General features: G+C 43.3%; 27 protein-coding genes and 1 other annotated feature. All 27 genes read left to right on the forward strand.

All coding sequences use genetic code 11. The features are described from left to right. Window position 1: 1 nt before the first annotated feature. The 27 genes from CYL18_RS15690 to rpsS all read left to right on the forward strand — a co-directional run bounded on the left by CYL18_RS15690 (window position 2) and on the right by rpsS (window position 24,959). On the forward strand, window positions 2-406 hold the full coding sequence (locus CYL18_RS15690) for a Mini-ribonuclease 3 (protein WP_104850474.1): 405 nt from the start codon (window positions 2-4) through the stop codon (window positions 404-406). A 5-nt stretch (window positions 407-411) separates the two neighbouring features. Further along, on the forward strand, window positions 412-1,155 hold the full coding sequence (rlmB, locus tag CYL18_RS15695; protein ID WP_104850475.1) for a 23S rRNA (guanosine(2251)-2'-O)-methyltransferase RlmB: 744 nt from the start codon (window positions 412-414) through the stop codon (window positions 1,153-1,155). A gap of 1 nt (window position 1,156) precedes the next feature. Further along, complete coding sequence (locus CYL18_RS15700; protein ID WP_104850476.1) at window positions 1,157-1,669, forward strand: NYN domain-containing protein; 513 nt, start codon at window positions 1,157-1,159, stop codon at window positions 1,667-1,669. 69 nt (window positions 1,670-1,738) lie between these two features. Continuing rightward, a complete protein-coding gene (sigH, locus tag CYL18_RS15705) occupies window positions 1,739-2,374 on the forward strand; it encodes an RNA polymerase sporulation sigma factor SigH (protein ID WP_104850477.1) in 636 nt (211 codons plus the stop codon). A 103-nt stretch (window positions 2,375-2,477) separates the two neighbouring features. After that, window positions 2,478-2,630, forward strand: a complete 153-nt coding sequence (gene rpmG, locus CYL18_RS15710) for a 50S ribosomal protein L33 (protein ID WP_104850478.1) — start codon at window positions 2,478-2,480, stop codon at window positions 2,628-2,630. 45 nt (window positions 2,631-2,675) lie between these two features. Further along, a complete protein-coding gene (gene secE, locus CYL18_RS15715; RefSeq protein WP_104850479.1) occupies window positions 2,676-2,858 on the forward strand; it encodes a preprotein translocase subunit SecE in 183 nt (60 codons plus the stop codon). A gap of 191 nt (window positions 2,859-3,049) precedes the next feature. After that, window positions 3,050-3,583: a transcription termination/antitermination protein NusG gene (gene nusG, locus CYL18_RS15720; protein ID WP_104850480.1), complete on the forward strand. Its 534-nt coding sequence runs from the start codon at window positions 3,050-3,052 to the stop codon at window positions 3,581-3,583. Window positions 3,584-3,761: 178 nt separating this feature from the next. Further along, complete coding sequence (gene rplK / locus CYL18_RS15725) at window positions 3,762-4,187, forward strand: 50S ribosomal protein L11 (RefSeq protein WP_146102855.1); 426 nt, start codon at window positions 3,762-3,764, stop codon at window positions 4,185-4,187. A gap of 96 nt (window positions 4,188-4,283) precedes the next feature. Beyond that, window positions 4,284-4,973 (forward strand): 50S ribosomal protein L1, encoded by a 690-nt coding sequence (gene rplA, locus CYL18_RS15730; protein WP_104850482.1) that lies wholly within the window; start codon window positions 4,284-4,286, stop codon window positions 4,971-4,973. A gap of 62 nt (window positions 4,974-5,035) precedes the next feature. After that, window positions 5,036-5,180 (forward strand) — a sequence feature (ribosomal protein L10 leader region). A gap of 29 nt (window positions 5,181-5,209) precedes the next feature. Beyond that, window positions 5,210-5,710 carry a 50S ribosomal protein L10 gene (gene rplJ, locus CYL18_RS15735; RefSeq protein WP_104850483.1) on the forward strand — a complete coding sequence of 167 codons (501 nt, stop codon included), beginning with the start codon at window positions 5,210-5,212 and terminating at the stop codon, window positions 5,708-5,710. Between the two features lie 60 nt (window positions 5,711-5,770). Further along, the gene (rplL, locus tag CYL18_RS15740; RefSeq protein ID WP_049672557.1) at window positions 5,771-6,133 is read left to right on the forward strand and encodes a 50S ribosomal protein L7/L12; all 363 of its coding nucleotides are present in this window, start codon (window positions 5,771-5,773) and stop codon (window positions 6,131-6,133) included. A gap of 159 nt (window positions 6,134-6,292) precedes the next feature. Beyond that, complete coding sequence (locus tag CYL18_RS15745) at window positions 6,293-6,898, forward strand: class I SAM-dependent methyltransferase (RefSeq protein WP_104850484.1); 606 nt, start codon at window positions 6,293-6,295, stop codon at window positions 6,896-6,898. 244 nt (window positions 6,899-7,142) lie between these two features. Beyond that, the gene (rpoB, locus tag CYL18_RS15750) at window positions 7,143-10,706 is read left to right on the forward strand and encodes a DNA-directed RNA polymerase subunit beta (protein WP_104850485.1); all 3,564 of its coding nucleotides are present in this window, start codon (window positions 7,143-7,145) and stop codon (window positions 10,704-10,706) included. Window positions 10,707-10,745: 39 nt separating this feature from the next. Further along, on the forward strand, window positions 10,746-14,339 hold the full coding sequence (gene rpoC / locus CYL18_RS15755; protein ID WP_104850486.1) for a DNA-directed RNA polymerase subunit beta': 3,594 nt from the start codon (window positions 10,746-10,748) through the stop codon (window positions 14,337-14,339). A gap of 170 nt (window positions 14,340-14,509) precedes the next feature. Further along, window positions 14,510-14,758: a 50S ribosomal protein L7ae-like protein gene (locus tag CYL18_RS15760; protein ID WP_104850487.1), complete on the forward strand. Its 249-nt coding sequence runs from the start codon at window positions 14,510-14,512 to the stop codon at window positions 14,756-14,758. A gap of 102 nt (window positions 14,759-14,860) precedes the next feature. After that, the gene (gene rpsL, locus CYL18_RS15765) at window positions 14,861-15,283 is read left to right on the forward strand and encodes a 30S ribosomal protein S12 (RefSeq protein WP_049672552.1); all 423 of its coding nucleotides are present in this window, start codon (window positions 14,861-14,863) and stop codon (window positions 15,281-15,283) included. A gap of 41 nt (window positions 15,284-15,324) precedes the next feature. After that, a complete protein-coding gene (rpsG, locus tag CYL18_RS15770; protein ID WP_049672551.1) occupies window positions 15,325-15,795 on the forward strand; it encodes a 30S ribosomal protein S7 in 471 nt (156 codons plus the stop codon). 49 nt (window positions 15,796-15,844) lie between these two features. Beyond that, the gene (gene fusA / locus CYL18_RS15775; RefSeq protein WP_104850488.1) at window positions 15,845-17,923 is read left to right on the forward strand and encodes an elongation factor G; all 2,079 of its coding nucleotides are present in this window, start codon (window positions 15,845-15,847) and stop codon (window positions 17,921-17,923) included. Between the two features lie 123 nt (window positions 17,924-18,046). After that, window positions 18,047-19,234, forward strand: coding sequence for an elongation factor Tu (gene tuf / locus CYL18_RS15780; protein ID WP_104850489.1), 1,188 nt, complete (start codon window positions 18,047-18,049; stop codon window positions 19,232-19,234). A 157-nt stretch (window positions 19,235-19,391) separates the two neighbouring features. Further along, window positions 19,392-20,054, forward strand: a complete 663-nt coding sequence (locus tag CYL18_RS15785; RefSeq protein WP_104850490.1) for a hypothetical protein — start codon at window positions 19,392-19,394, stop codon at window positions 20,052-20,054. Then, window positions 20,051-21,448: an efflux RND transporter periplasmic adaptor subunit gene (locus CYL18_RS15790; protein ID WP_104850491.1), complete on the forward strand. Its 1,398-nt coding sequence runs from the start codon at window positions 20,051-20,053 to the stop codon at window positions 21,446-21,448. Before CYL18_RS15785 ends, CYL18_RS15790 begins: the two co-directional genes overlap by 4 nt. Before the next feature lie 392 nt (window positions 21,449-21,840). Next, the gene (rpsJ, locus tag CYL18_RS15795) at window positions 21,841-22,149 is read left to right on the forward strand and encodes a 30S ribosomal protein S10 (RefSeq protein ID WP_049672546.1); all 309 of its coding nucleotides are present in this window, start codon (window positions 21,841-21,843) and stop codon (window positions 22,147-22,149) included. A gap of 46 nt (window positions 22,150-22,195) precedes the next feature. Further along, the gene (rplC, locus tag CYL18_RS15800) at window positions 22,196-22,825 is read left to right on the forward strand and encodes a 50S ribosomal protein L3 (protein WP_104850492.1); all 630 of its coding nucleotides are present in this window, start codon (window positions 22,196-22,198) and stop codon (window positions 22,823-22,825) included. Between the two features lie 26 nt (window positions 22,826-22,851). Beyond that, a complete protein-coding gene (gene rplD / locus CYL18_RS15805; RefSeq protein ID WP_104850493.1) occupies window positions 22,852-23,478 on the forward strand; it encodes a 50S ribosomal protein L4 in 627 nt (208 codons plus the stop codon). Continuing rightward, window positions 23,478-23,762, forward strand: coding sequence for a 50S ribosomal protein L23 (gene rplW, locus CYL18_RS15810; protein ID WP_104850494.1), 285 nt, complete (start codon window positions 23,478-23,480; stop codon window positions 23,760-23,762). The genes rplD and rplW overlap by 1 nt, the downstream gene beginning before the upstream one ends. 27 nt (window positions 23,763-23,789) lie before the next feature. Continuing rightward, window positions 23,790-24,620 (forward strand): 50S ribosomal protein L2, encoded by an 831-nt coding sequence (rplB, locus tag CYL18_RS15815; protein ID WP_104850495.1) that lies wholly within the window; start codon window positions 23,790-23,792, stop codon window positions 24,618-24,620. A 60-nt stretch (window positions 24,621-24,680) separates the two neighbouring features. Beyond that, window positions 24,681-24,959: a 30S ribosomal protein S19 gene (gene rpsS, locus CYL18_RS15820; protein ID WP_104850496.1), complete on the forward strand. Its 279-nt coding sequence runs from the start codon at window positions 24,681-24,683 to the stop codon at window positions 24,957-24,959. Window positions 24,960-24,961 lie beyond the last annotated feature (2 nt).

Consider the following 24,961-nt stretch of genomic DNA (forward strand, 5'->3'; position numbering starts at 1 on the left):
AATGTTTGATTTAAAGGAGTTAGATGTAAAAGGATTGGGAAGCTTGGCCCTGGCTTATATGGGTGATGCCATCTATGAGGTGCATATTCGGCATCATCTCTTGCTTTCAGGGCAGGTCAAGCCTAATAAGCTTCATAAGGAAGCAACGAATTATGTATCGGCGAAAGCCCAAAGCGCGGTGCTTCATTATTTGCTTGATGAGAAGCTGTTGAGCGAGGAAGAGGAGGCGGTTGTGCGCCGGGGAAGGAATGCGAAATCGGGAACTGTTCCCAAAAATACGGACGTTCAGACCTATCGCTATTCGACTGCCTTTGAAGCGCTGCTTGGCTATTTGTATGGGAGTAAACAGGAGGAACGTTTGAATGAGCTTATCAGGATATCTATTCAATACAGAGAAGGGAAGTGAAAAAGATGAGCAATGATTTAATTATGGGACGCAACACAGTGCTTGAGGCATTGCGCTCGGAGCGGGATATTCATAAAATTTGGATTGCCGAAGGGGCGACAAAGGGACAGATTCAGCAAGTGGTTGCCGTGGCAAAAGAGAATAAAGTCATGATCCAGGTCGTACCGAAGAAGAAGCTCGACCAAATGGTGGAAGGAAATCATCAAGGGGTCATCGCCCAAGTAGCCGCTTATCAATATGCAGAGCTTGACGATATCTTCCGGAAGGCTGAAAAGAAGCAGGAGGACCCGTTTATCCTCTTGCTTGATGAGCTAGAAGATCCCCACAATCTCGGGTCGATTCTGCGTACGGCAGATGCATCTGGTGTACATGGTATCATCATACCGAAGAGGAGATCGGTTGGGCTAACGGCAACCGTAGCAAAATCATCTACTGGAGCGATTGAGCATGTGCCGGTCGTGCGTGTGACCAATCTTTCCCGGACAATCGAGGAATTGAAAGAACGCGGTGTATGGATTGCGGGAACGGATGCAAAAGGAAGCCAGGATTACCGTAGAATGGACGGGTCCATGCCGCTTGGAATTGTTATCGGAAGTGAAGGTCGCGGGATGAGCCGCATCATCAAAGAAAAATGTGATTTCCTCTTCCATTTGCCAATGGTCGGTCATGTAACCTCCCTTAATGCCAGTGTTGCGGCAAGTCTGCTTATGTATGAAGTTTACCGTAAGCGCCATCCTCTAGGGGAATAACATGAAAACCATACTGGTTGTGGATGGTTATAATATCATTGGCGCCTGGCCTGACCTAAAAAGACTGAGAGACCTTGACTTAGCTGCCGCTAGAGATCGGCTAATTGACATGATGGCTGAGTATCAAGGTTTCTCAGGCCATCAGGTCATCATTGTTTTTGACGCCTACTTTGTCCAAGGGACAGAAAAAAAGTACAACAATTCAAAGGTTGAGGTTATTTTCACAAAAGAAAATGAGACGGCGGATGAGCGGATTGAACGCTTGGCTTCAGAATTAATCAAAATAAATACAAGGGTATATGTCGCGACTTCTGATTATACGGAACAAAGGACAATATTCGCGCAAGGCGCGTACAGAAAATCTGCAAGAGAATTATTGCAGGAAATGGGCTATATACAAAAAGAAATCGACAAAAAGCTAAATGAAAAAATAGAAAAACGCCCTAGTTCGCGCATTCAGCTAAGTAGAGAAGTGTCGGAAATATTCGAAAAATGGCGACGAGGAAATCTGTGAGGACATTGACGCTATAAAAACGCTTACTGTATAATATTTCTATCTTTGGTATCCTACGGAGGGATCGATGTGGCAATTTCTATCGGGGTAAGCTTGAGTGGCGACTATGGTCTTTTGGATGATGAATTGTTGGTTGACCGTGTGCATAAGGGAGATAGCGAAGCCCTGGATTATTTGATCCACAAATATAGAAACTTTGTTAGGGCTAAAGCAAGAACGTACTTTTTGATTGGTGCAGATAAAGAGGATATTGTTCAAGAAGGAATGATTGGCTTATTTAAGGCCATTAGGGACTACAGGGAAGATAAGCTTACTTCTTTTAAGGCATTTGCCGAGCTGTGCATCACAAGGCAGATTATCACAGCGATTAAGACAGCGACAAGGCAGAAGCATATTCCGCTTAATTCCTATGTTTCTTTGGACAAGCCTATTTATGATGAGGAATCGGACCGTACGCTGATGGATGTCATAACCGGAGTGAAGGCTATGGACCCGGAGGAGCTGTTTATTAATCAGGAAGAGTTTGATTATATAGAGCTTAAGATGAGCGAGCTGCTAAGTGACCTTGAAAGAAAGGTTCTCTCACTGTATCTGGATGGACAATCTTATCAGGAAATATCAGAAGAGCTGAATCGGCATGTGAAGTCGATTGACAATGCTTTGCAGCGGGTCAAACGTAAGCTTGAGCGATATTTAGAAGTCTGATAGTAAAATATAAGCTGATGAACAGGCTGTCAATAGTTTTATTGACAGACAATTTTCTACATGATAAATTTGTTAGTGAATTGTCATGAATATAGGTGTAATTATGAATAAAAAAGTTATAATTGCTTGTACGAAGTGTGGCTCGAGGAATTATTCTACAAATTACAAACAAGCTGAGGAGAAGGCGCTCAGACTTGAACTGAATAAATTTTGTAAAACCTGTAATACTCACACACCTCATAAACAAACAATCTAATGTTTAGGTTCCTGAGAATACTGTAGGTTGGAGGTTTCATATTAAATGCGACGCATTCTAGAGTTCTTCCGAGGCGTATCACGTGAAATGAAAAAAGTTAGCTGGCCTAAGAGAAAAGAGCTAACAACGTACACGATTACAGTTATCGCAACTGTCGTTATTATGTCCGTATTTTTTGCAGTAGTTGATTTAGGTTTATCAGAACTTATTCGTCTTATTCTTGGATAGTGAATAAAGAGAGTAAAACATGGTATAATGGAAATTAGCATAAACAAACGTTACTAAGAAGCCCGGAGACGGGTTTTTTAATTTGTCTAAAAAACGCCCTATGTTAAGAAATGGTTTTGATGATTTATATAATAGTTATTTCCATGAAATAACCGTTTACAAGGAGGGAAGGACATTAAGTCCTAAAGAAAATGGAGAAAAATTGGTATGTTGTTCATACGTATTCCGGTTACGAGAACAAGGTAAAAGCAAATTTGGAAAAACGCGTTGAATCAATGGGGATGCAAGATAAAATCTTCCGTGTCATTGTGCCGGAAGAGGAAGAGACTGATATCAAAAACGGCAAGAAAAAGGTCGTAAAGAAAAAAGTATTCCCTGGTTATGTTCTCGTTGAGATCGTTATGACAGACGATTCCTGGTACGTTGTTCGTAATACGCCGGGTGTAACTGGATTCGTCGGGTCAACCGGCTCAGGCTCCAAGCCAATCCCGTTGATGCCAGAGGAAGCAGCTGTCATCCTCAAACGGATGGGCATGGATGAAAAACGAATTGAAATTGATTTGTTCATTGGAGATGCCGTGAAGGTTAAGGAAGGTCCTTTTGCAGAATTTGCAGGTTCGATAGAAGAGCTTGATAAAGCGAAGGGTAAATTAAAGGTGCTTGTTAATATGTTTGGCAGGGATACGCCGGTAGAATTGGATTTCGATCAGGTGGAAAAATTATAATCCCGAAAAACTTGCCTTTCAAATTAAAAAGTGATAAGATTTCAAAGGTCAGTATGTCTCAATAAGAGACCTGAACTAATGGTATATTCTTTATGGACGAATAAAGAATGATTGTATATTTGAGTGGGAGGGCAAAATGCCCATTTACCACATCACGGACGATAAGGAGGTGTGTCTCGTGGCTAAAAAAGTAATTAAAATCGTGAAATTGCAGATTCCTGCAGCAAAAGCTAATCCAGCTCCACCAGTTGGTCCTGCACTAGGTCAAGCCGGTGTTAACATCATGGGCTTCTGTAAAGAGTTCAACGCTCGTACAGCAGAACAAGCAGGTCTAATCATCCCTGTTGAAATCACAGTATTTGAAGACCGTTCTTTCACTTTTATTACGAAAACTCCTCCAGCAGCTGTTCTTCTTAAGAAAGCGGCAGGAATCGAGTCTGGTTCTGGTGAACCTAACCGTAATAAAGTTGCAACAGTTAAACGTGACAAAGTACGTGAAATCGCTGAATCAAAAATGCCTGACTTAAACGCAGCAAACGTTGAAGCAGCTATGCGTATGGTAGAAGGTACTGCCCGCAGCATGGGTATTGTCATCGAAGACTAATTGTTGTATGAAGGTTGCGAATGTACGGTACACTCGCAACCTTTTTCGTGGGAGGTCAAATTCCGTTATAACCACAATATTAGGAGGAAATAAATAATGGCTAAGAAAAGCAAAAAATATGCTGAAGCACTTCAGCTTATCGATCGTACAAAAGCATATTCCGTAACAGAAGCAGTAGAATTAGCTAAGAAAACAAACTTCGCTAAATTCGACGCAACTGTAGAAGTAGCATTCCGTCTTGGGGTTGACCCTAAGAAAGCGGACCAACAAATCCGCGGTGCGGTTGTTCTTCCAAACGGTACTGGTAAAACACAACGCGTATTAGTATTTGCAAAAGGCGAAAAGCTTAAAGAAGCTGAAGCTGCAGGTGCTGATTTCGTTGGCGATACTGACTACATCAACAAAATCCAACAAGGTTGGTTTGATTTTGATGTTATCGTTGCAACTCCTGACATGATGGGTGAAGTTGGTAAATTAGGCCGTGTCCTTGGACCAAAAGGTTTAATGCCAAACCCTAAAACAGGTACAGTTACATTCGATGTTACAAAAGCAATCAATGAAATCAAAGCTGGTAAAGTTGAATACCGTGTAGATAAAGCTGGTAACATTCACGTGCCAATCGGAAAAGTTTCTTTCGAAGACAGCAAGCTAGTTGAAAACTTCACAACTATTTTTGAAACACTTCAAAAAGCGAAGCCAGCAGCTGCTAAAGGCACATACATGAAAAATGTTGCTATCACTACTACTATGGGACCTGGCGTTAAAGTAGACCCATCTTCTTTCTAAGCTTGATAAAATATATTTGACAACCCGATGATTATTTTATATAATTTGTCAGGTGTTATTAATAAAACTTAACATTTATGCCATAGACAGCAGGTGCTAATAAGCTTAATTTCCTGCCGAGGTATTCGATCATAATAGAACTATTTTGTTCGGACTATCATCGTACCTCCATGTCTAGTTTAGATATGGAGGTTTTTTACGGGTGTGAATGGTAACATTCTACAGGAGGTGTTAATATGAGCAGTGCGATTAACGCAAAGAAACAAATTGTTGACGAAATTGCTGGCAAACTGAAAGACAGTGTTTCCACAGTCGTTGTTGACTACCGTGGATTAAACGTTGCAGAAGTGACAGAACTTCGTAAACAACTACGTGAAGCAGGCATCGAGTTCAAAGTTTACAAAAACTCCATGACTCGCCGTGCAGCAGATCAAGTTGAACTTTCTGGCCTTAACGAAGCTCTTACTGGTCCAAATGCGATTGCATTCAGTAACGAGGACGTTGTAGCTCCGGCTAAAATCTTGAATGACTTCGCGAAAAAACACGAAGCTCTAGAAATCAAAGCAGGTGTTATCGAAGGTAACGTTGCATCTGTTGAAGAAGTCAAAGCACTTGCAGAACTTCCATCTCGCGAAGGTTTGCTTTCCATGTTGCTCAGCGTGCTTCAAGCACCTATCCGCAACTTGGCGCTTGCTACAAAAGCTGTGGCAGATCAAAAAGAAGAACAAGGAGCTTAATCGCTTCTTGATAAGCAATGCGTATATCATGATTTACTAAAATTAAGGAGGAACTTTATAATGACTAAAGAACAAATCATTGAAGCAGTCAAAAATATGACTGTTTTAGAACTTAACGATCTTGTAAAAGCAATTGAAGAAGAATTCGGCGTAACTGCAGCTGCTCCTGTAGCTATGGTTGGTGCTGCTGGCGGAGAAGCTGCAGCTGAAAAAACTGAATTTGATGTAATCCTAGCTTCTGCTGGCGATCAAAAAATCAAAGTTATCAAAGTGGTACGTGAAATCACAGGTCTTGGTCTTAAAGAAGCGAAAGAACTTGTTGACAACACTCCAAAAGCTCTTAAAGAAGGCGCTTCTAAAGAAGAAGCTGAAGAAATCAAAGCTAAACTTGAAGAAGTTGGCGCTGGCGTAGAAGTTAAGTAATTTAACCTTTGCCATCAGAAAGCTCGCTGTATTTGCAGCGGGCTTTTTTTATCCTTTATGAGTATAAGGCGCGCTTGGGCGTGCATACTATAATGATTTGACGTTTTGGAATAAGCAAGAAGAGAATTTGAAAATGTGGTTGCTTAGGAGGAGATATGTATGACGAATCATTATTACTCCCGTAATCCTGAGGTCGAAAGCAAGCCGGATCAATGGAGCTTCACGCTTAGAGGAAAGGAATATCGCTTTAAGACGGATGCTGGTGTCTTTTCCAAACGAGAGGTTGATTTTGGTTCAAGATTATTGATTGAGGCATTTGAATGCGAACTGCAGGATGACCGGCCGATGATTGATATCGGCTGCGGATATGGCCCAATTGGTTTATCGATCGCAAGCCTGAACCCGAACAGAACAATTCATATGGTGGACGTGAATGCGAGAGCTATTGACCTATCAAAAGAAAATGCACAAGTAAACGGAATTCGTAATGTGAAGGTTTATGAGAGTTCTGTATTCAGTGAAGTGAAGGAAACGGATTTTGCGGCTGTCATTTCAAACCCTCCGATTCGTGCCGGGAAGAAAGTTGTGCATGAAATCCTGGAGGAAAGCAAAAAATTCTTAGGTCTTGGCGGTGAGCTTTGGATTGTCATCCAGAAGAAGCAAGGTGCGCCAAGTGCCATGGCGAAAATGGAAGAAGTATTTGGAAATGTAGAGGTCATTTTGAAGAAAAAAGGCTACTATATTCTCAAATCTAAAAAAGTTTGACTTGACAATATGCCTATGTTAATATTATAAAATGCAAATATATAATTTGGGACACCCTGCACATTTTCAAGTATGAATAAATTTATGTGTATATGTTCTGGATAATATGGAAAAAATAAACCAATACTATGCGTTTTTGAGATTGTGGTTTTCAGTGTGAAACCCTTTTTCTTTTTTGTTCAACCGTCGATTTTTGGCGGAGTGATAAATTAATTATAAACGCTTTATATGAGGGGTGAATCAGTTGACAGGTCAACTTGTTCAGTATGGACGACATCGCCAACGCCGGAGCTATGCGCGTATTAGCGAAGTGCTCGAATTGCCGAATTTAATTGAAATTCAAACCTCTTCCTATCAATGGTTTCTTGATGAGGGCTTAAGAGAAATGTTCCAGGACATTTCCCCTATCGAGGATTTTACAGGAAATCTGTCTCTGGAATTTATCGATTACAGTCTCGGAGATCCGAAATACCCTGTGGAAGAATCTAAGGAGAGGGACGTAACCTACTCCGCCCCATTACGGGTTAAAGTAAGGCTTGTAAACAAAGAGACGGGTGAAGTTAAAGACCAAGATGTCTTTATGGGTGATTTCCCTCTCATGACAGAAACGGGAACGTTTATCATAAACGGTGCCGAACGCGTTATTGTATCGCAATTGGTGCGCTCCCCAAGCGTGTACTACAGCGGAAAAGTAGATAAGAACGGTAAGCAAGGCTTCACTGCGACCGTTATTCCGAACCGTGGTGCATGGCTGGAGTATGAAACGGATGCGAAGGATGTCGTATACGTCAGAATCGATCGTACAAGAAAGCTGCCGGTAACGGTTCTTTTGCGTGCCCTTGGATTCGGCTCTGATCAAGAAATCATCGATTTAGTCGGTGATAACGAATATATCCGCAATACGCTTGAAAAAGATAATACAGAAAGCACAGAAAAGGCTTTACTTGAGATTTATGAGCGTCTTCGCCCAGGTGAACCGCCTACGGTTGAAAATGCGAAGAGTTTGCTTGTTTCACGTTTCTTCGATCCGAAGAGATATGACCTTGCTAATGTTGGACGCTATAAAATCAACAAAAAGCTTCATATAAAAAATCGTTTATTCAACCAGCGTGTAGCTGAAACTTTGGTAGACCCAGAGACAGGCGAAATCCTTGTTGAAAAAGATGCTATTCTAGATCGCCGTACGCTTGATAAGATCATCCCTTACCTTGAAAACGGGATTGGCTTTAAAACGTACAACCCTGCAGGCGGAGTGGTAGAGGAAGAAGTTCTTATTCAGAACGTAAAGATTTACGCTCCGAATGATGCAGAAGGCGAGAAGGTCATCAATGTTATCGGCAATGCCTATGTTGAGAAGAAAGTGAAAAATATCACGCCTGCAGATATCGTGGCATCAATCAGTTATTTCTTTAACTTATTGCATGGTGTCGGCGATACGGATGATATTGACCACTTAGGAAACCGCCGTCTGCGTTCTGTCGGCGAGCTTCTACAAAACCAATTCAGAATCGGTCTTTCCCGTATGGAACGGGTTGTGCGCGAGAGAATGTCTATTCAAGATACGAATACAATCACACCGCAGCAGCTCATCAATATCCGTCCGGTGATTGCGTCCATTAAAGAGTTCTTCGGTAGCTCTCAATTGTCTCAGTTCATGGACCAAACAAACCCGCTTGCTGAATTGACGCATAAGCGCCGTTTATCTGCTCTTGGACCTGGTGGTTTGACAAGGGAACGTGCCGGAATGGAAGTGCGTGACGTTCACTACTCTCACTATGGCCGTATGTGTCCAATCGAAACACCAGAGGGTCCGAATATCGGGCTAATCAACTCCTTGTCTACATTCGCGAAGGTTAATCCGTATGGCTTCATTGAAACGCCATACCGCCGTGTTGATCCTGCGACAGGAAGAGTAACCGACCAAATCGATTACTTGACTGCTGACGAGGAAGATCTATATGTAGTAGCACAAGCGAATGCCCCATTAACCGAAGATCGCGCGTTCCAAAATGAGGAAGTTGTTGCGCGTTTCCGTGGTGAGAACACGGCTGTTAAACGCGATCGCGTCGATTATATGGACGTATCGCCTAAACAAGTTGTGTCAGCGGCGACAGCTTGTATCCCGTTCTTAGAAAACGATGACTCCAACCGTGCACTTATGGGAGCGAACATGCAGCGTCAAGCTGTCCCTCTCATCAGACCGCAAGCACCGCTTGTCGGAACAGGGATGGAATACGTGTCCGGCAAAGACTCCGGGGCGGCTGTCATCTGTAAACATCCGGGTATTGTTGAACATGTTGAAGCAAGAGAAATCTGGGTAAGACGCATCAGCGAAGTGGATGGCCAAGAGGTTAAAGGTAATCTTGATAAATACCGTACCCTTAAATTCATCCGTTCTAACCAAGGTACTTGCTACAATCAACGCCCAATCGTTAAAGCCGGAGACCGTGTTGTCAAAGGCGAAATCCTTGCAGATGGACCTTCCATGGAACTTGGCGAATTAGCACTTGGTCAAAACGTGCTTGTTGCCTTCATGACATGGGATGGTTATAACTATGAGGATGCCATCATTATGAGTGAACGTCTTGTAAAAGACGATGTCTATACATCTATTCATATTGAAGAATATGAATCCGAAGCCCGTGATACGAAACTAGGGCCTGAGGAAATCACACGCGACATTCCGAACGTTGGGGAAGATGCTCTTCGCAACCTCGATGAGCGCGGCATTATCCGCATTGGTGCGGAAGTAAAAGACGGTGACCTTCTTGTTGGTAAAGTAACGCCTAAAGGTGTAACAGAACTGACTGCCGAGGAAAGACTGCTTCATGCAATCTTCGGCGAGAAAGCCCGTGAAGTTCGTGATACATCCCTTCGCGTGCCACATGGCGGCGGCGGTATTGTCCACGACGTAAAAGTCTTCACACGTGAAGACGGCGATGAACTGCCACCAGGCGTTAATCAATTGGTGCGTGTGTACATCGTACAAAAACGTAAAATCCATGAAGGAGATAAAATGGCCGGCCGTCACGGTAACAAAGGGGTAATTTCCCGTATCTTGCCGGAAGAGGATATGCCATTCCTTCCAGATGGAACACCTGTAGATATCATGTTGAACCCATTAGGGGTACCATCACGTATGAATATCGGTCAGGTATTAGAGCTTCACCTCGGTATGGCTGCCAGAAAACTTGGTATCCATGTAGCAACACCTGTATTTGACGGTGCGAGGGAAGAAGATGTTTGGGATACTATCGAAGAAGCAGGTATGGCTCGTGATGCCAAAACGATTCTTTACGATGGAAGAACAGGAGAACCATTCGACAACCGCGTTTCTGTTGGTGTCATGTACATGATCAAACTGGCGCACATGGTTGATGATAAACTCCATGCCCGTTCAACTGGGCCATACTCACTTGTTACGCAGCAGCCTCTTGGCGGTAAAGCTCAATTCGGCGGTCAGCGTTTCGGTGAGATGGAGGTTTGGGCGCTTGAAGCTTATGGTGCTGCATACACTCTTCAAGAGATTCTTACAGTTAAATCCGATGATGTTGTCGGCCGTGTGAAAACATACGAAGCTATCGTCAAAGGCGACAATGTTCCAGAGCCTGGTGTTCCTGAATCCTTCAAAGTATTGATCAAGGAACTTCAAAGCTTAGGTATGGATGTGAAGATTCTTTCTGGTGACGATCAAGAAATCGAGATGCGTGATCTAGAAGATGATGAGGATATCCACCAAGCAGACACATTAACCATTGATCCAGATGTGAAAAGCCCTGAATCAGAGACGGTTGGAACGATAGAGTAACCAGAGTGAGATTGGGATACAGAAAGGGAGGTAGGCCCCTTGTTGGATGTAAATAATTTTGAGTATATGAAAATAGGCCTTGCTTCACCGGATAAGATTCGCTCTTGGTCTTTCGGAGAAGTGAAAAAGCCAGAAACAATTAACTACCGTACACTAAAACCTGAAAAAGATGGTTTGTTCTGTGAGCGCATTTTCGGTCCTACAAAGGACTGGGAATGCCACTGCGGTAAATATAAAAGAGTACGTTACAAAGGTGTTGTATGTGACCGCTGTGGCGTAGAGGTAACTAGAGCAAAGGTGAGACGTGAGCGCATGGGTCATATTGAATTGGCCGCTCCTGTCTCCCATATCTGGTACTTCAAAGGTATTCCTAGCCGTATGGGCCTTGTTTTAGATATGTCCCCGCGTGCGCTTGAAGAGGTTATCTACTTCGCTTCTTACGTTGTAACAGAAGCAGGCGATACTGCTCTTGAGAAGAAACAGCTTCTTTCTGAGAAAGAATACCGTGCTTACCGCGATAAATACGGCAGCAAATTCCAAGCTGGAATGGGTGCTGAATCCATTAAAAAGCTTCTTCAAGACGTAGACCTCAACAAAGAAGTAGACGCATTGAAAGAGGAATTGAAAACAGCTCAAGGACAGCGTCGTACACGTGCAATCAAACGCCTTGAAGTATTGGAAGCATTCCGTAACTCAGGAAATGAGCCTTCTTGGATGATTCTTGACGTGCTTCCGGTTATTCCGCCGGAGCTTCGTCCAATGGTTCAGCTTGACGGCGGTCGTTTTGCGACAAGTGACTTGAACGATCTATATCGTCGTGTCATCAACCGTAACAACCGTTTGAAACGCCTTCTTGACTTAGGCGCTCCTAGCATCATCGTTCAAAACGAAAAACGTATGCTGCAGGAAGCAGTTGATGCCTTAATCGACAATGGACGCCGCGGCCGTCCGGTAACAGGACCAGGTAACCGTCCGCTTAAGTCTCTTTCCCACATGCTTAAAGGGAAACAAGGCCGTTTCCGTCAGAACTTACTTGGTAAACGTGTTGACTACTCCGGACGTTCCGTTATCGTCGTAGGTCCGAACCTTAAAATGTATCAATGCGGTCTGCCTAAAGAAATGGCGATTGAGCTATTCAAGCCTTTCGTAATGAAAGAGCTAGTTGAAAAAGGATTGGCACACAACATTAAATCCGCTAAGAGAAAGATCGAAAGACATTCTCCGGATATTTGGGATGTGCTTGAAGAGGTTATTAAGGAGCATCCAGTTCTTTTAAACCGTGCCCCTACGCTTCACCGTTTGGGTATCCAAGCGTTTGAGCCAACATTGGTTGAAGGTCGTGCGATCCGTCTGCATCCGCTCGTATGTACAGCGTACAACGCTGACTTCGACGGTGACCAAATGGCCGTTCACGTACCTTTATCTGCAGAAGCTCAAGCTGAAGCTCGCCTTCTTATGCTAGCAGCCCAAAACATCCTTAACCCTAAGGATGGAAAACCGGTTGTTACGCCATCTCAGGATATGGTTCTTGGTAACTACTATCTAACGATGGAAAGACCAGGCGCAGTGGGCGAGGGTATGATCTTCAATGATACAAATGAAGCCATCCTTGCTTACCAAAATGGATATGTTCACTTGCATACACGTGTAGCTGTACATGCAAGTTCTTTAAATAACCAAACATTCACGGAAGAACAAAACAAACAATTATTGCTGACAACTGTCGGTAAATTGATTTTCAATGAAATTCTTCCTGAAACATTCCCGTATATCAACGAGCCGACTCGCTCCAATCTGGAAGAAAAAACGCCAGAGAAGTACTTCGTTGAAAAGGGTGCAAACGTGAAGGAAATCTTCGCAGAGCGCGAAAGAATCCAACCGTTCAAGAAGAAAATTCTCGGAAACATCATCGCGGAAGTATTCAAGCGTTTCAAAATCACTGAAACGTCCAAAATGCTTGACCGCATGAAGGACCTAGGATTTAAATACTCTACTCGTGCCGGTATTACGGTAGGGGTTGCAGATATCGTCGTATTACCAGAGAAACAAGAGATTCTTGATAAAGCTCAAACAAAGGTTGACGGTGTCATGAAGCAATTCAGACGTGGTCTTATCACGGAAGAAGAGCGTTATGATCGTGTTATCTCCATCTGGAGTGAAGCGAAGGATGATATCCAAAGCAAGCTGATGGCATCCTTGCACCACTTGAACCCAATCTTTATGATGAGTGACTCCGGTGCCCGTGGTAACGCGTCTAACTTCACGCAGCTTGCTGGTATGCGTGGTTTGATGGCCAACCCGGCTGGTCGTATCATCGAGCTCCCTATCAAGTCAAGTTTCCGTGAAGGCTTAACCGTATTGGAATACTTCATCTCCACTCACGGTGCGCGTAAAGGTCTTGCCGATACAGCGCTGAAAACAGCTGACTCCGGTTACTTAACAAGACGTTTGGTTGACGTTGCACAGGATGTTATCGTTCGCGAGGATGACTGTGGAACAGACCGCGGCTTGGTTGTTAAAGCCTTGAAAGATGGCACAGAGGTTATTGAACGCCTTGAAGAGCGTCTAGTCGGACGTTATGCAAGGAAGAAAGTTAAACATCCTGAAACAGGTGAAGTGCTCATCAATGAGAATGAAATCTTTACAGAAGATCTCGCTCAGAAGATTGAAGAGCTTGGCATTGAAGAAGTGTCCATCCGCTCTGCCTTCACATGTAATACGCGCCACGGCGTATGTAAGAAATGTTATGGACGCAATCTTGCAACTGGCCAAGAGGTTGAAGTTGGAGAAGCTGTTGGTATCATCGCGGCTCAATCCATCGGTGAACCAGGTACACAGTTGACAATGCGTACATTCCATACGGGCGGGGTTGCCGGAGACGATATCACACAAGGTCTTCCGCGTATTCAGGAGTTGTTTGAAGCACGTAATCCTAAAGGGCAAGCTGTTATCTCCGAAATTGAAGGAACAGTTGTTTCTATTAATGAGATTCGTGACAAACAACAAGAAATCACGATTCAGGGTGCAGTGGAAAGCCGTTCATACACAGCTCCATACTCTGCCCGCTTGAAAGTGAATGTCAACGATATGGTTGTTCCGGGTCAAGAGCTTACAGAAGGTTCAATTGATCCGAAAGAGCTTCTCAAAGTGACAAATGTACGTTCTGTACAAGAGTACCTCTTGAAAGAAGTTCAAAAAGTATACCGCATGCAAGGGGTAGAAATCGGCGACAAACACGTAGAGGTAATGGTTCGTCAAATGCTTAAGAAAATCCGTGTCATCGATGCAGGTGAAACGGATGTGCTTCCAGGCACGCTGCTAGATATTCATCAATTCACGCAAGCAAACCGGGATGCGCTTCTTAAAGGCAAGAACCCAGCTACTGCTCGTCCAGTATTGCTCGGTATTACAAAAGCATCTCTTGAAACTGATTCCTTCTTGTCTGCTGCATCCTTCCAAGAAACAACTCGTGTTCTTACAGATGCTGCAATCAAAGGAAAACGTGATGAGTTGCTCGGTCTCAAAGAGAACGTTATTATCGGTAAGCTGATCCCTGCTGGTACAGGTATGCAACGCTATCGCAAAGCAGTTCCTGTATTAACAGAGAAAGAAGAAACCGTTACGGCTGAATAAGTCATATGACTGGAGATCAGCAGCCAGATTTTCGAATCTGGCTGCTTTTATTCCAGCCAACAATCAAAAACATCAAGTTTTTTTGGTGCGGTTGTTGACATGAACGATTTGAAAGTGTTACTATAGCAAAGGTGCTCCTATTAACCTGTTACTTTGGAGGATATACATCAATGTCTTATGAAAAAGTATCTCAGGCCCAAAACCTGATAATAGGGACGAAACAAACAGTGAAAGCTCTGCGCACAGGTAATGCAGAAGCAGTCGTGATCGCGCTTGATGCGGATTCACGTGTCACAGCAAAAGTCATCGATACTGCTAATGAGTACTCAGTGCCAGTCGAATATGTAGACTCAATGAGGTTGCTCGGAAAAGCATGCAAAATTGATGTTGGAGCAGCAGCTGTTGTCATTATGAAATAGAAAACTGTTTTTGCAGTTGATGCAAAAACTTTGTTTTTACCCTTTTATGAACCACCTGGATGTGTGGGACTAGGGGAACCAATTTTGAAGGGAGGAAACATCATGCCAACTATTAACCAATTGGTACGTAAGCCACGTAAATCTAAAGAAGAAAAATCAAAGTCTCCAGCTTTGAATAAAGGCTACAACAGCTTCAAAAAATCCCAAACTAACGTATCATCTCCACAAAAACGTGGGGTATGTACTCGTGTGGGTACTATGACTCCAAAGAAACCGAACTCCGCGCTTCGTAAATATGCGCGTGTACGTTTGACTAATGGAATCGAGGTTACTGCTTACATTCCTGGTATCGGCCACAACTTGCAAGAACACAGCGTTGTACTTATCCGCGGAGGACGTGTAAAAGACCTTCCGGGTGTACGTTACCATATCGTACGTGGTGCTCTTGATACTGCTGGTGTTAACAACCGTATGCAAGGTCGTTCTAAATACGGTACTAAAAAACCTAAAGCAGCGAAAAAATAATTCACAAAAAATAACCACTTCTTTGAAAGGAGGAACAAAATATGCCTCGTAAAGGACCTGTTTCAAAAAGAGATGTATTACCTGATCCGATTTATAATTCCAAGCTTGTAACTAAATTGATCAACAAAATGATGATCGATGGAAAAAGAGGAACTTCCCAAAAAATCCTTTATGCTGCTTTCGATATCGTAAGCGAGCGTACTGGTAAAGAGCCAATGGAAGTTTTCGACCAAGCGCTTAAAAATATCATGCCAGTTCTAGAAGTTAGAGCACGCCGTGTGGGTGGCGCTAACTACCAAGTACCAGTTGAGGTTCGCCCTGACCGCCGTACGACTCTAGGACTTCGCTGGTTAGTAAACTATGCTCGTCTTCGTGGTGAAAAAACGATGGAAGAGCGTTTAGCTAACGAAATCATGGATGCAGCTAACAACACTGGCGCTTCTGTGAAAAAACGCGAAGATACACACAAAATGGCTGAAGCTAACAAAGCTTTCGCTCATTACCGTTGGTAATTTTTAATCTACTAAAAATCTATATATCAGAAGGAAGGAGAAAGACCCAATGGCTAGAGAGTTCTCCTTAGAAAATACTCGTAATATCGGTATCATGGCACACATTGATGCCGGTAAAACGACTACTACTGAGCGTGTATTGTATTACACTGGTCGTATCCACAAAATTGGTGAAACACACGAAGGTGCTTCCCAAATGGACTGGATGGAACAAGAACAAGAACGCGGTATCACAATTACATCTGCTGCAACAACTGCACAATGGAAAGGTCACCGCGTAAACATCATCGACACTCCAGGACACGTAGACTTCACAGTTGAAGTTGAACGTTCCCTTCGTGTACTTGATGGTGCAGTAGCTGTACTTGATGCGCAATCCGGTGTTGAGCCGCAAACTGAAACAGTTTGGCGCCAAGCTACTACTTACGGAGTACCACGTGTTGTTTTCGTCAACAAAATGGACAAAATCGGTGCTGATTTCTTATACTCCGTAAAAACTTTGCATGAGCGTCTTCAAGCGAATGCACACCCAATTCAGCTTCCAATTGGTGCTGAAGATGACTTCGAAGCGATCATCGACCTTGTTGAGATGAACGCAGTATTCTACGGCAATGACCTTGGAACAGACATCGAAGTTCGTGAAATTCCTGAAGAACATATGCCACTAGCTGAAGAATACCGTGAAAAGTTAATCGAAGCAGTTGCAGAAATTGACGAAGAATTAATGGAAAAATACCTTGGCGGTGAAGAAATCACTAAAGAGGAATTGAAAGCAGCTATCCGTAAAGGTACTGTTAACGTTGAATTCTACCCAGTTATCTGTGGTTCTGCCTTCAAAAACAAAGGTGTTCAATTAATGCTAGATGCAGTTATCGACTATCTTCCATCTCCATTAGATGTACCTGCAATCAAAGGTACTCTTCCGGATTCAGATGAAGTAGTGGAACGTCATTCTGATGACAGCGAGCCTTTCTCAGCGCTTGCTTTCAAAGTTATGACTGACCCTTATGTCGGTAAATTGACATTCTTCCGTGTATACTCTGGTACTTTGAACGCAGGTTCTTATGTACAAAACTCTACGAAGGGTAAACGTGAACGTGTAGGTCGTATCCTGCAAATGCACGCTAACTCTCGTCAAGAGATCAGCCAAGTATACGCTGGAGATATCGCGGCTGCTGTAGGTCTAAAAGATACTACAACTGGAGATACTTTATGTGAAGAGAAGAACCTAGTTATCTTGGAATCCATGGAGTTCCCAGAGCCAGTTATCTCCCTTTCAATCGAGCCAAAATCTAAAGCAGACCAAGACAAAATGTCTACTGCTCTTCAAAAACTTCAAGAGGAAGATCCTACTTTCCGTGCTCACACTGACCAGGAAACTGGCCAAACGATCATCGAAGGTATGGGTGAGCTTCACTTAGATATCTTAGTAGACCGTATGCGTCGTGAGTTCAAAGTAGAAGCAAACGTTGGTGCTCCTCAAGTTGCTTACCGTGAAACATTCCGCGGTACTGCACAAGTTGAAGGTAAGTTTGCTCGCCAATCTGGTGGTCGTGGACAATACGGTCACGTTTGGATTGAGTTCTCACCTAATGAAGAAGGAAAAGGCTTCGAATTCGAAAACGCAATCGTTGGTGGGGTTGTCCCTCGTGAATACATCCCAGCTGTACAAGCAGGTCTTGAAGACGCGCTTGATCGTGGTGTAGTAGCAGGATACCCATTAATCGACATCAAAGCGAAACTATTCGATGGTTCTTACCATGACGTTGACTCCTCTGAGATGGCGTTTAAAGTTGCTGCATCCATGGCTCTTAAAAATGCAGCTTCTAAATGTAACCCAGTTATCCTTGAGCCGATGATGAGTGTAGAAGTTGTAATCCCTGAAGAGTACATGGGTGACATCATGGGTAACATCACTGCTCGTCGCGGACGTGTAGAAGGTATGGAAGCACGCGGTAACGCACAAGTTGTTCGTGCAATGGTACCTCTATCTGAAATGTTCGGTTACGCAACTACATTGCGTTCCAACACTCAAGGTCGCGGTGTATTCTCTATGACTTTCGATCACTACGAAGAAGTTCCTAAGAGCATCGCTGAAGAAATCATCAAAAAAAATAAAGGTGAATAATTGATTTTCACGCTTTATTAAAGTATAACTACTTATGTAAGCCAAGATAACGACTGCGGTCGTCATCTTGGCACACATAGTATTAATAATCAATTTTCTTATACTAAAGGAGGAAATCCTAAAATGGCAAAAGCTAAATTTGATCGTTCTAAACCACACGTTAATATCGGAACTATCGGTCACGTTGACCATGGTAAAACTACTCTTACAGCTGCAATCACTTCTGTACTTGCTAAATCTGGCCAAGCAGAAGCACGTGCATATGACCAAATCGACGGTGCTCCAGAAGAAAGAGAACGTGGTATCACAATCTCTACTGCACACGTTGAGTACGAAACTGACAACCGTCACTACGCACACGTTGACTGCCCAGGACACGCTGACTATGTTAAAAACATGATCACTGGTGCAGCTCAAATGGACGGCGGTATCCTTGTTGTATCCGCTGCTGACGGCCCAATGCCACAAACTCGTGAGCACATCCTTCTTTCTCGTCAAGTAGGTGTACCTTACCTTGTTGTATTCATGAACAAATGTGACATGGTAGACGACGAAGAACTTCTTGAACTAGTAGAAATGGAAATCCGTGACCTTCTTTCTGAATACGATTTCCCTGGCGATGACATCCCTGTTATCAAAGGTTCTGCTCTTAAAGCTCTTGAAGGTGAAGCTGAGTGGGAAGAAAAAATCAAAGAACTTATGAGCGCTGTTGATGAGTACATCCCAACTCCAACTCGTGACACTGAAAAACCATTCATGATGCCAGTAGAGGACGTATTCTCTATCACTGGTCGTGGTACAGTTGCAACTGGCCGTGTAGAACGTGGTCAAGTTAAAGTTGGTGACGTTGTTGAAATCATCGGTCTTGCTGAAGAACCAAAATCTACAACTGTAACAGGTGTAGAAATGTTCCGTAAGCTTCTTGATTACGCTGAAGCTGGTGACAACATTGGTGCCCTTCTTCGTGGTGTATCCCGTGAAGAAATCCAACGTGGTCAAGTACTTGCTAAACCAGGTACTATCAACCCACACACTAAATTCAAAGCAGAAGTTTACGTATTGTCTAAAGAAGAAGGCGGACGTCACACTCCATTCTTCTCTAACTACCGTCCACAATTCTACTTCCGTACAACTGACGTAACTGGTGTTGTTAACCTTCCAGAAGGAACTGAAATGGTTATGCCTGGCGACAACATCGAAATGTCTGTTGAACTTATCGCTCCAGTTGCGATCGAAGAAGGAACTAAGTTCTCTATTCGTGAAGGCGGACGTACTGTAGGCGCTGGCGTAGTTTCTACAATCACTGAATAATAATAGCTAACGCTATTAAAGCAGGCAGTCATTATGACTGCCTGCTTTTTTTTATGCTCAAAACAAACTAAGGCTGTCAATAAGCTATAGCTTTCTCCAATCTAAAAATTGAGATACAATAACATAGAAGGATAATTTTGGATTATGGAGGATCGCAATGTTAGAGACGATTCGATCAGCAATTACCCCGTATGAATATAAACGGGAAATAAGACAACCAATGTCCATACGTCAATACAGTACTTATTTTACTTCCCTTATCCTCTACAGCCTTCTTCTTGCTGGTTTCAGCGGTTATTTAGGGGTGGGGAGCGAATCTTTTTCAGCTGTGATGGAGCAGACTGCTGAGGGCAGATGGGAAACGGCCAAGGGAATATTTCTGCTGGGAAAGGCAACAGCTGGTATCCTTGCACCGCTGTGCTTCACGCTTTTTTTCTCAATCCTCATCTGGCTTGTTTTTGAAGAGCTGAATTATGGGGCGGTGTGGCGTATGCAATTGATGCCGCTTGTGATCATGCTGCTTGGGAAGACCGTCGAGTTAATTATGATGATTCTGCTTCGTGTGCCCGAGCATTCATCACCACTTGGCCTGGGTGTAATCGCCCAATCACTGATAGGGCAGACATTTTGGATTATGCTAGGTGCAGAAATGACAGTATTCGTCATCTGGGCCGCGTGGAGTCAATACAGGCTTCTTTATAAAGGAATGGGCTTTAATAGGAGGAAAGTATTCGCGGCAATTAGCCTCTCCTGGATTATTTACATACTATTCACAACTGCTACAAGTACACTTATTCATACGTTGAAGGTGAGCCTATGAAACGTAAACATTACTTATTGATTACCTTACTAATTATTCTGTTCCTGACCGTCAACATTGTTTTGCTTGAGAGGGATAGCGATGTAGACCGCACTGTTCTTATTTCTGAGCCAATATCTCCAAAGGAGAAGACCTTAAAGACCACTTTTGGGACAGATGGAGTTATTGAGCCATCTTCTGTTAGCTATGTATACGCAGAGAATGAGAGAGGCGAGATTAAATCAGTCCTTGTAGAGGAGGGCCAGCATATTGAGGAGGGCACACCGCTTGTTGAGTATGTGAACGAGTCATCACAAGCAGAAGCGGACGCCCTGAAACATGCAAACGATGAATTAGAGTTAAAAAAGGAAAAGCTTCTTGAGGATAAAGCTGTGCTGGAAGAGGAGATGAGCGAGACTGAGTCATTGCCTGATATTGATGGGCAAGATGAGGACGATCAGCATGTCCATCCTTCTTATGACCAAACACGCCCTATCCAATATGAAATTAATAATATAGAGTACAGTGTGAAGCAGATTGAATTAGAGCAAGCCAATAATCAGGCAAAGATTGATGCTCTAACGGAAGCCTCTTCGGAAACAGTTGTTGAAAGTGAAGTTGCTGGAATCGTTACAAAGGTGCATGGCACAAGCCGTTCTGACGGAGAACCGATATTGACGATTGCCTCAATCAATCCTTTATGGGCGATTGCCTATGTTGGGGAAGAGCATATCCATCAGGTGGAGGCAGGACAATCTGTTATGCTTTACCCTGAATATCTGAGGTCTAACAGCGTTCTTGGAACCGTTATTGACGTGGGTACATACCCGGAAGACCTGGCTGATAGCGATGGACAAAGTCAATATCCAGTGACCATTGAGATTGATGAAGGGGCAGCTGCTGGTGAGGACGGGACCTTAGATGAACCAACAGATGAAGATGATACAGGTCAATCAGCGGAAGGTTCGAATGAGGATGGAAATGAAGAACCGAGTGGGGAATTGAAAGCGGAGGGAGAGGTCCCTGAGTCTGCCCCTAATGAAGAAGCAGCAAGGGCTGAGACTGAGACTGTGCCCATCCGTATTGGTGCTCATATGAACGCAGATATAACCTTAAAGGAAATGACAGGTCCAACGATTCTTGACAAGGCGGTAAAGCATAACAAGGCAATCGTACTCGAAAAGGGTATGCTTAAACAGCAAAAAGTTGCGATTGGTCTTCATGCAGATGAACAATATGTCATCGCAAAAGGATTGAAAGCAAAGCAGCTGTTGTTGCGAGAGGCTGACCTCACAATACATACAGGGACAAGCTATATTACGAGGGCAGATTGGAACGCGCTCACAAAGAAACGAATTAAGCAATTCTCAGGCAAAGAGTTCTCTCTTTTATACCTTCATGGCTTCCTCCAATAAATATACTTTATTATAGAAGGAACTCGTATTTCTGTCAGTTATATATGAGAGTATTCATAGCCGTATCTAAGCGATGCGGTTCTTTTTTTGAAGGCCTCTAGCTAAAGGGAATTATCCTTATTTCGCCCTCTCTTAGTAGAATGTTGGAAAGCATACAGAAAACTTGATTATGAAGATATGAGCATGTATACTTATAAAAGTGTTGAGACCGAAATTGATATTTAGCTATTGCATAATTGATATACATTAGGTATAATAGACAATGTTGGTCTTTTCATTGCGATGATGTGGAAGGTTGCTGACACACCCGGCCGCTTTGCCATGGCGAGTGTGTGAGGAGATTTCCGCGGAGAATGTCTATTACAAAAATAGGCGATAAAGGAGGGAAAATAATGGCAAAACAAAAGATTCGCATCCGTTTAAAAGCTTACGATCACAGGATTCTTGATCAATCCGCTGAGAAAATTGTAGAAACTGCAAAACGTTCTGGTGCAGCCGTTTCTGGTCCGATTCCACTTCCGACTGAAAGAAACGTATACACGATCCTACGTGCGGTTCATAAATACAAAGATTCTCGTGAGCAATTCGAAATGCGTACGCACAAACGTCTAATCGACATTGTGAACCCTACACCACAAACTGTAGATTCTCTAATGCGTTTAGATTTGCCGTCTGGCGTCGATATCGAAATCAAATTATAATCGCTTGATCAAATAAAACAAACATACTTACAGGAGGTGTGACGAAATGACCAAAGGAATCTTAGGAAGAAAAATTGGTATGACTCAAGTATTTGCTGAGAACGGTGAACTTATCCCGGTAACAGTTGTTGAAGCAGTACCTAACGTTGTTCTTCAAAAGAAAACTGTCGAAAACGACGGTTACGAAGCAATCCAGCTTGGTTTCGAAGATCTTCGTGAGAAGCTTGCGAACAAGCCGGAAAAAGGACACGCTGAAAAAGCAAACACTGCTCCTAAGCGCTTCACTCGCGAATTCCGCGATGCAGACCTCAACACTTATGAGGTAGGTCAGGAAGTCAAAGTTGATATTTTCGCTGAAGGCGAAATCGTAGATGTAACAGGAATCTCGAAAGGTAAAGGTTTCCAAGGACCAATCAAACGTCACGGCCAAGCTCGTGGACCAATGGCTCACGGATCTCGTTACCATCGTCGTCCTGGTTCAATGGGACCAGTTGCTCCAAACCGTGTATTCAAAGGTAAAAAACTTGCTGGACGCATGGGTGGAACTCAAATCACTGTACAAAACCTTCAAATCGTTAAGGTTGATGCAGAACGTAACGTAATCCTTATCAAAGGTAACGTTCCTGGACCTAAAAAAGCTTTGCTAAAAATCAAAAGTGCGGTAAAAGCGAACTAATCTAACGAGAAAGGAGGAAAATTGCAATGCCGAAAATTGCTCTTTTAAACCAAAGCGGCGCTCAAGTTGGCGATATCGAGCTTAACGAGTCCGTATTTGGCATCGAACCAAATGAGAACGTAGTAACTGAAGCAATCCTTATGCAAAGAGCTTCTTTGCGTCAAGGTACACATAAAGTTAAAAACCGCTCTGAAGTAAGCGGCGGTGGCCGTAAACCATGGCGTCAAAAAGGAACTGGTCGTGCTCGTCAAGGCTCTATCCGTTCACCACAATGGCGCGGCGGTGGTGTTGTTTTCGGACCTACACCAAGAGGCTATGCTTACAAACTTCCTAAGAAAGTACGTCGTTTAGCGATTAAATCCGTTCTTTCTGCGAAAGTTAACGAAGAAAACATGATCGTTCTTGATGCTTTGAGCTTCGAAGCACCAAAAACTAAAGAATTCACAGCTGTATTAAAAGGCTTGAATACTGAAAGCAAAAAAGCGTTGATCGTTACTGCTGATGTAGACGAAAACGTAGCATTATCTGGCCGCAACATTCCTGGAGTAACTGTTGTTGATGCAAACTCAATCAACGTACTAGAGGTTGTTGGACATGAGAAATTAATCATGACTAAAGCAGCTGTTGAAAAAATAGAGGAGGTGCTTGGATAATGGAAGCACGCGATATTATTAAGCGCCCCGTGATCACAGAATTCTCAGCTGACATCATGGCTGATAAGAAATACACTTTCGAAGTTGACGTTAGAGCTAACAAAACTCAAATCAAAGATGCTGTTGAAGAAATCTTTGACGTAAAAGTTGAAAAAGTTAACGTTATGAACTACAAAGGTAAATTCAAACGCATGGGTAGACATGCTGGATATACAAACAAACGCCGTAAAGCGATTGTTAAGCTAACTGCTGATAGCAAAGAAATCGAATTCTTCGAAGCATAATTTTAAAAGAAAAGGAGGGAACACAACATGGCGATTAAACATTACAAACCTACCACTAATGGTCGTCGCGGAATGACTACTTCCGATTTCGCTGAGATCACTACAGACAGACCGGAAAAATCATTGCTTGCACCTTTACACAAAAAGGGCGGCCGCAACAACCAAGGTAAGTTAACTGTTCGTCATCAAGGTGGCGGTCACAAGCGCCAATACCGTATCATCGACTTCAAACGTGATAAAGATGGCATTCCAGGACGCGTTGCTACTATCGAGTACGATCCAAACCGTTCTGCTAACATTGCATTAATCAACTATGTTGACGGGGAAAAACGTTACATTATTGCTCCGAAAAACTTGGAAGTGGGCATGGAAATCATGTCTGGTTCTGAAGCGGACATCAAAGTAGGTAACGCTCTTCCATTAATAAACATTCCAGTGGGTACTGTTATCCACAATATCGAGTTGAAACCTGGCAAAGGTGGACAATTAGTCCGTTCTGCAGGAACTTCCGCTCAAGTATTAGGTAAAGAGGGACGCTACGTTCTTGTACGTCTTAACTCTGGAGAGGTTCGTATGATTCTTTCTACTTGCCGTGCGACTATCGGTCAAGTAGGTAACGAGCAACACGAACTAATCAACATCGGTAAAGCCGGTCGTTCTCGTTGGTTAGGCAAACGCCCTACTGTACGTGGTTCTGTAATGAACCCAGTTGATCACCCACACGGTGGTGGTGAAGGTAGAGCACCTATCGGACGTAAATCTCCAATGACACCTTGGGGCAAACCTGCTCTTGGTCTTAAAACTCGTAAGAAAAAGAACAAAACAGACAAGTTTATCGTTCGTCGTCGTAAAAAATAACGCGGTTGTACTACGGTTCGATAACAGAACCGTAGGGCAATCACGAAGGGAGGCACAATCATGGGTCGCAGCCTAAAAAAAGGACCATTTGTTGACGATCATCTCATGAAGAAGGTTGAAGCATTGAACGAAGCTGACAAGAAACAAGTTATCAAAACTTGGTCAAGACGTTCTACAATCTTCCCACAATTCATCGGACATACAGTTGCTGTATACGATGGACGCAAACACGTACCAGTTTATGTTACGGAAGACATGGTAGGCCACAAGTTCGGTGAATTCGCACCAACTCGCGCTTACAAAGGTCATGCCGGAGACGATAAGAAAACAAGACGTTAATC

It is taken from the genome of Pradoshia eiseniae (assembly GCF_002946355.1).
Lineage (GTDB): Bacteria > Bacillota > Bacilli > Bacillales > Pradoshiaceae > Pradoshia > Pradoshia eiseniae.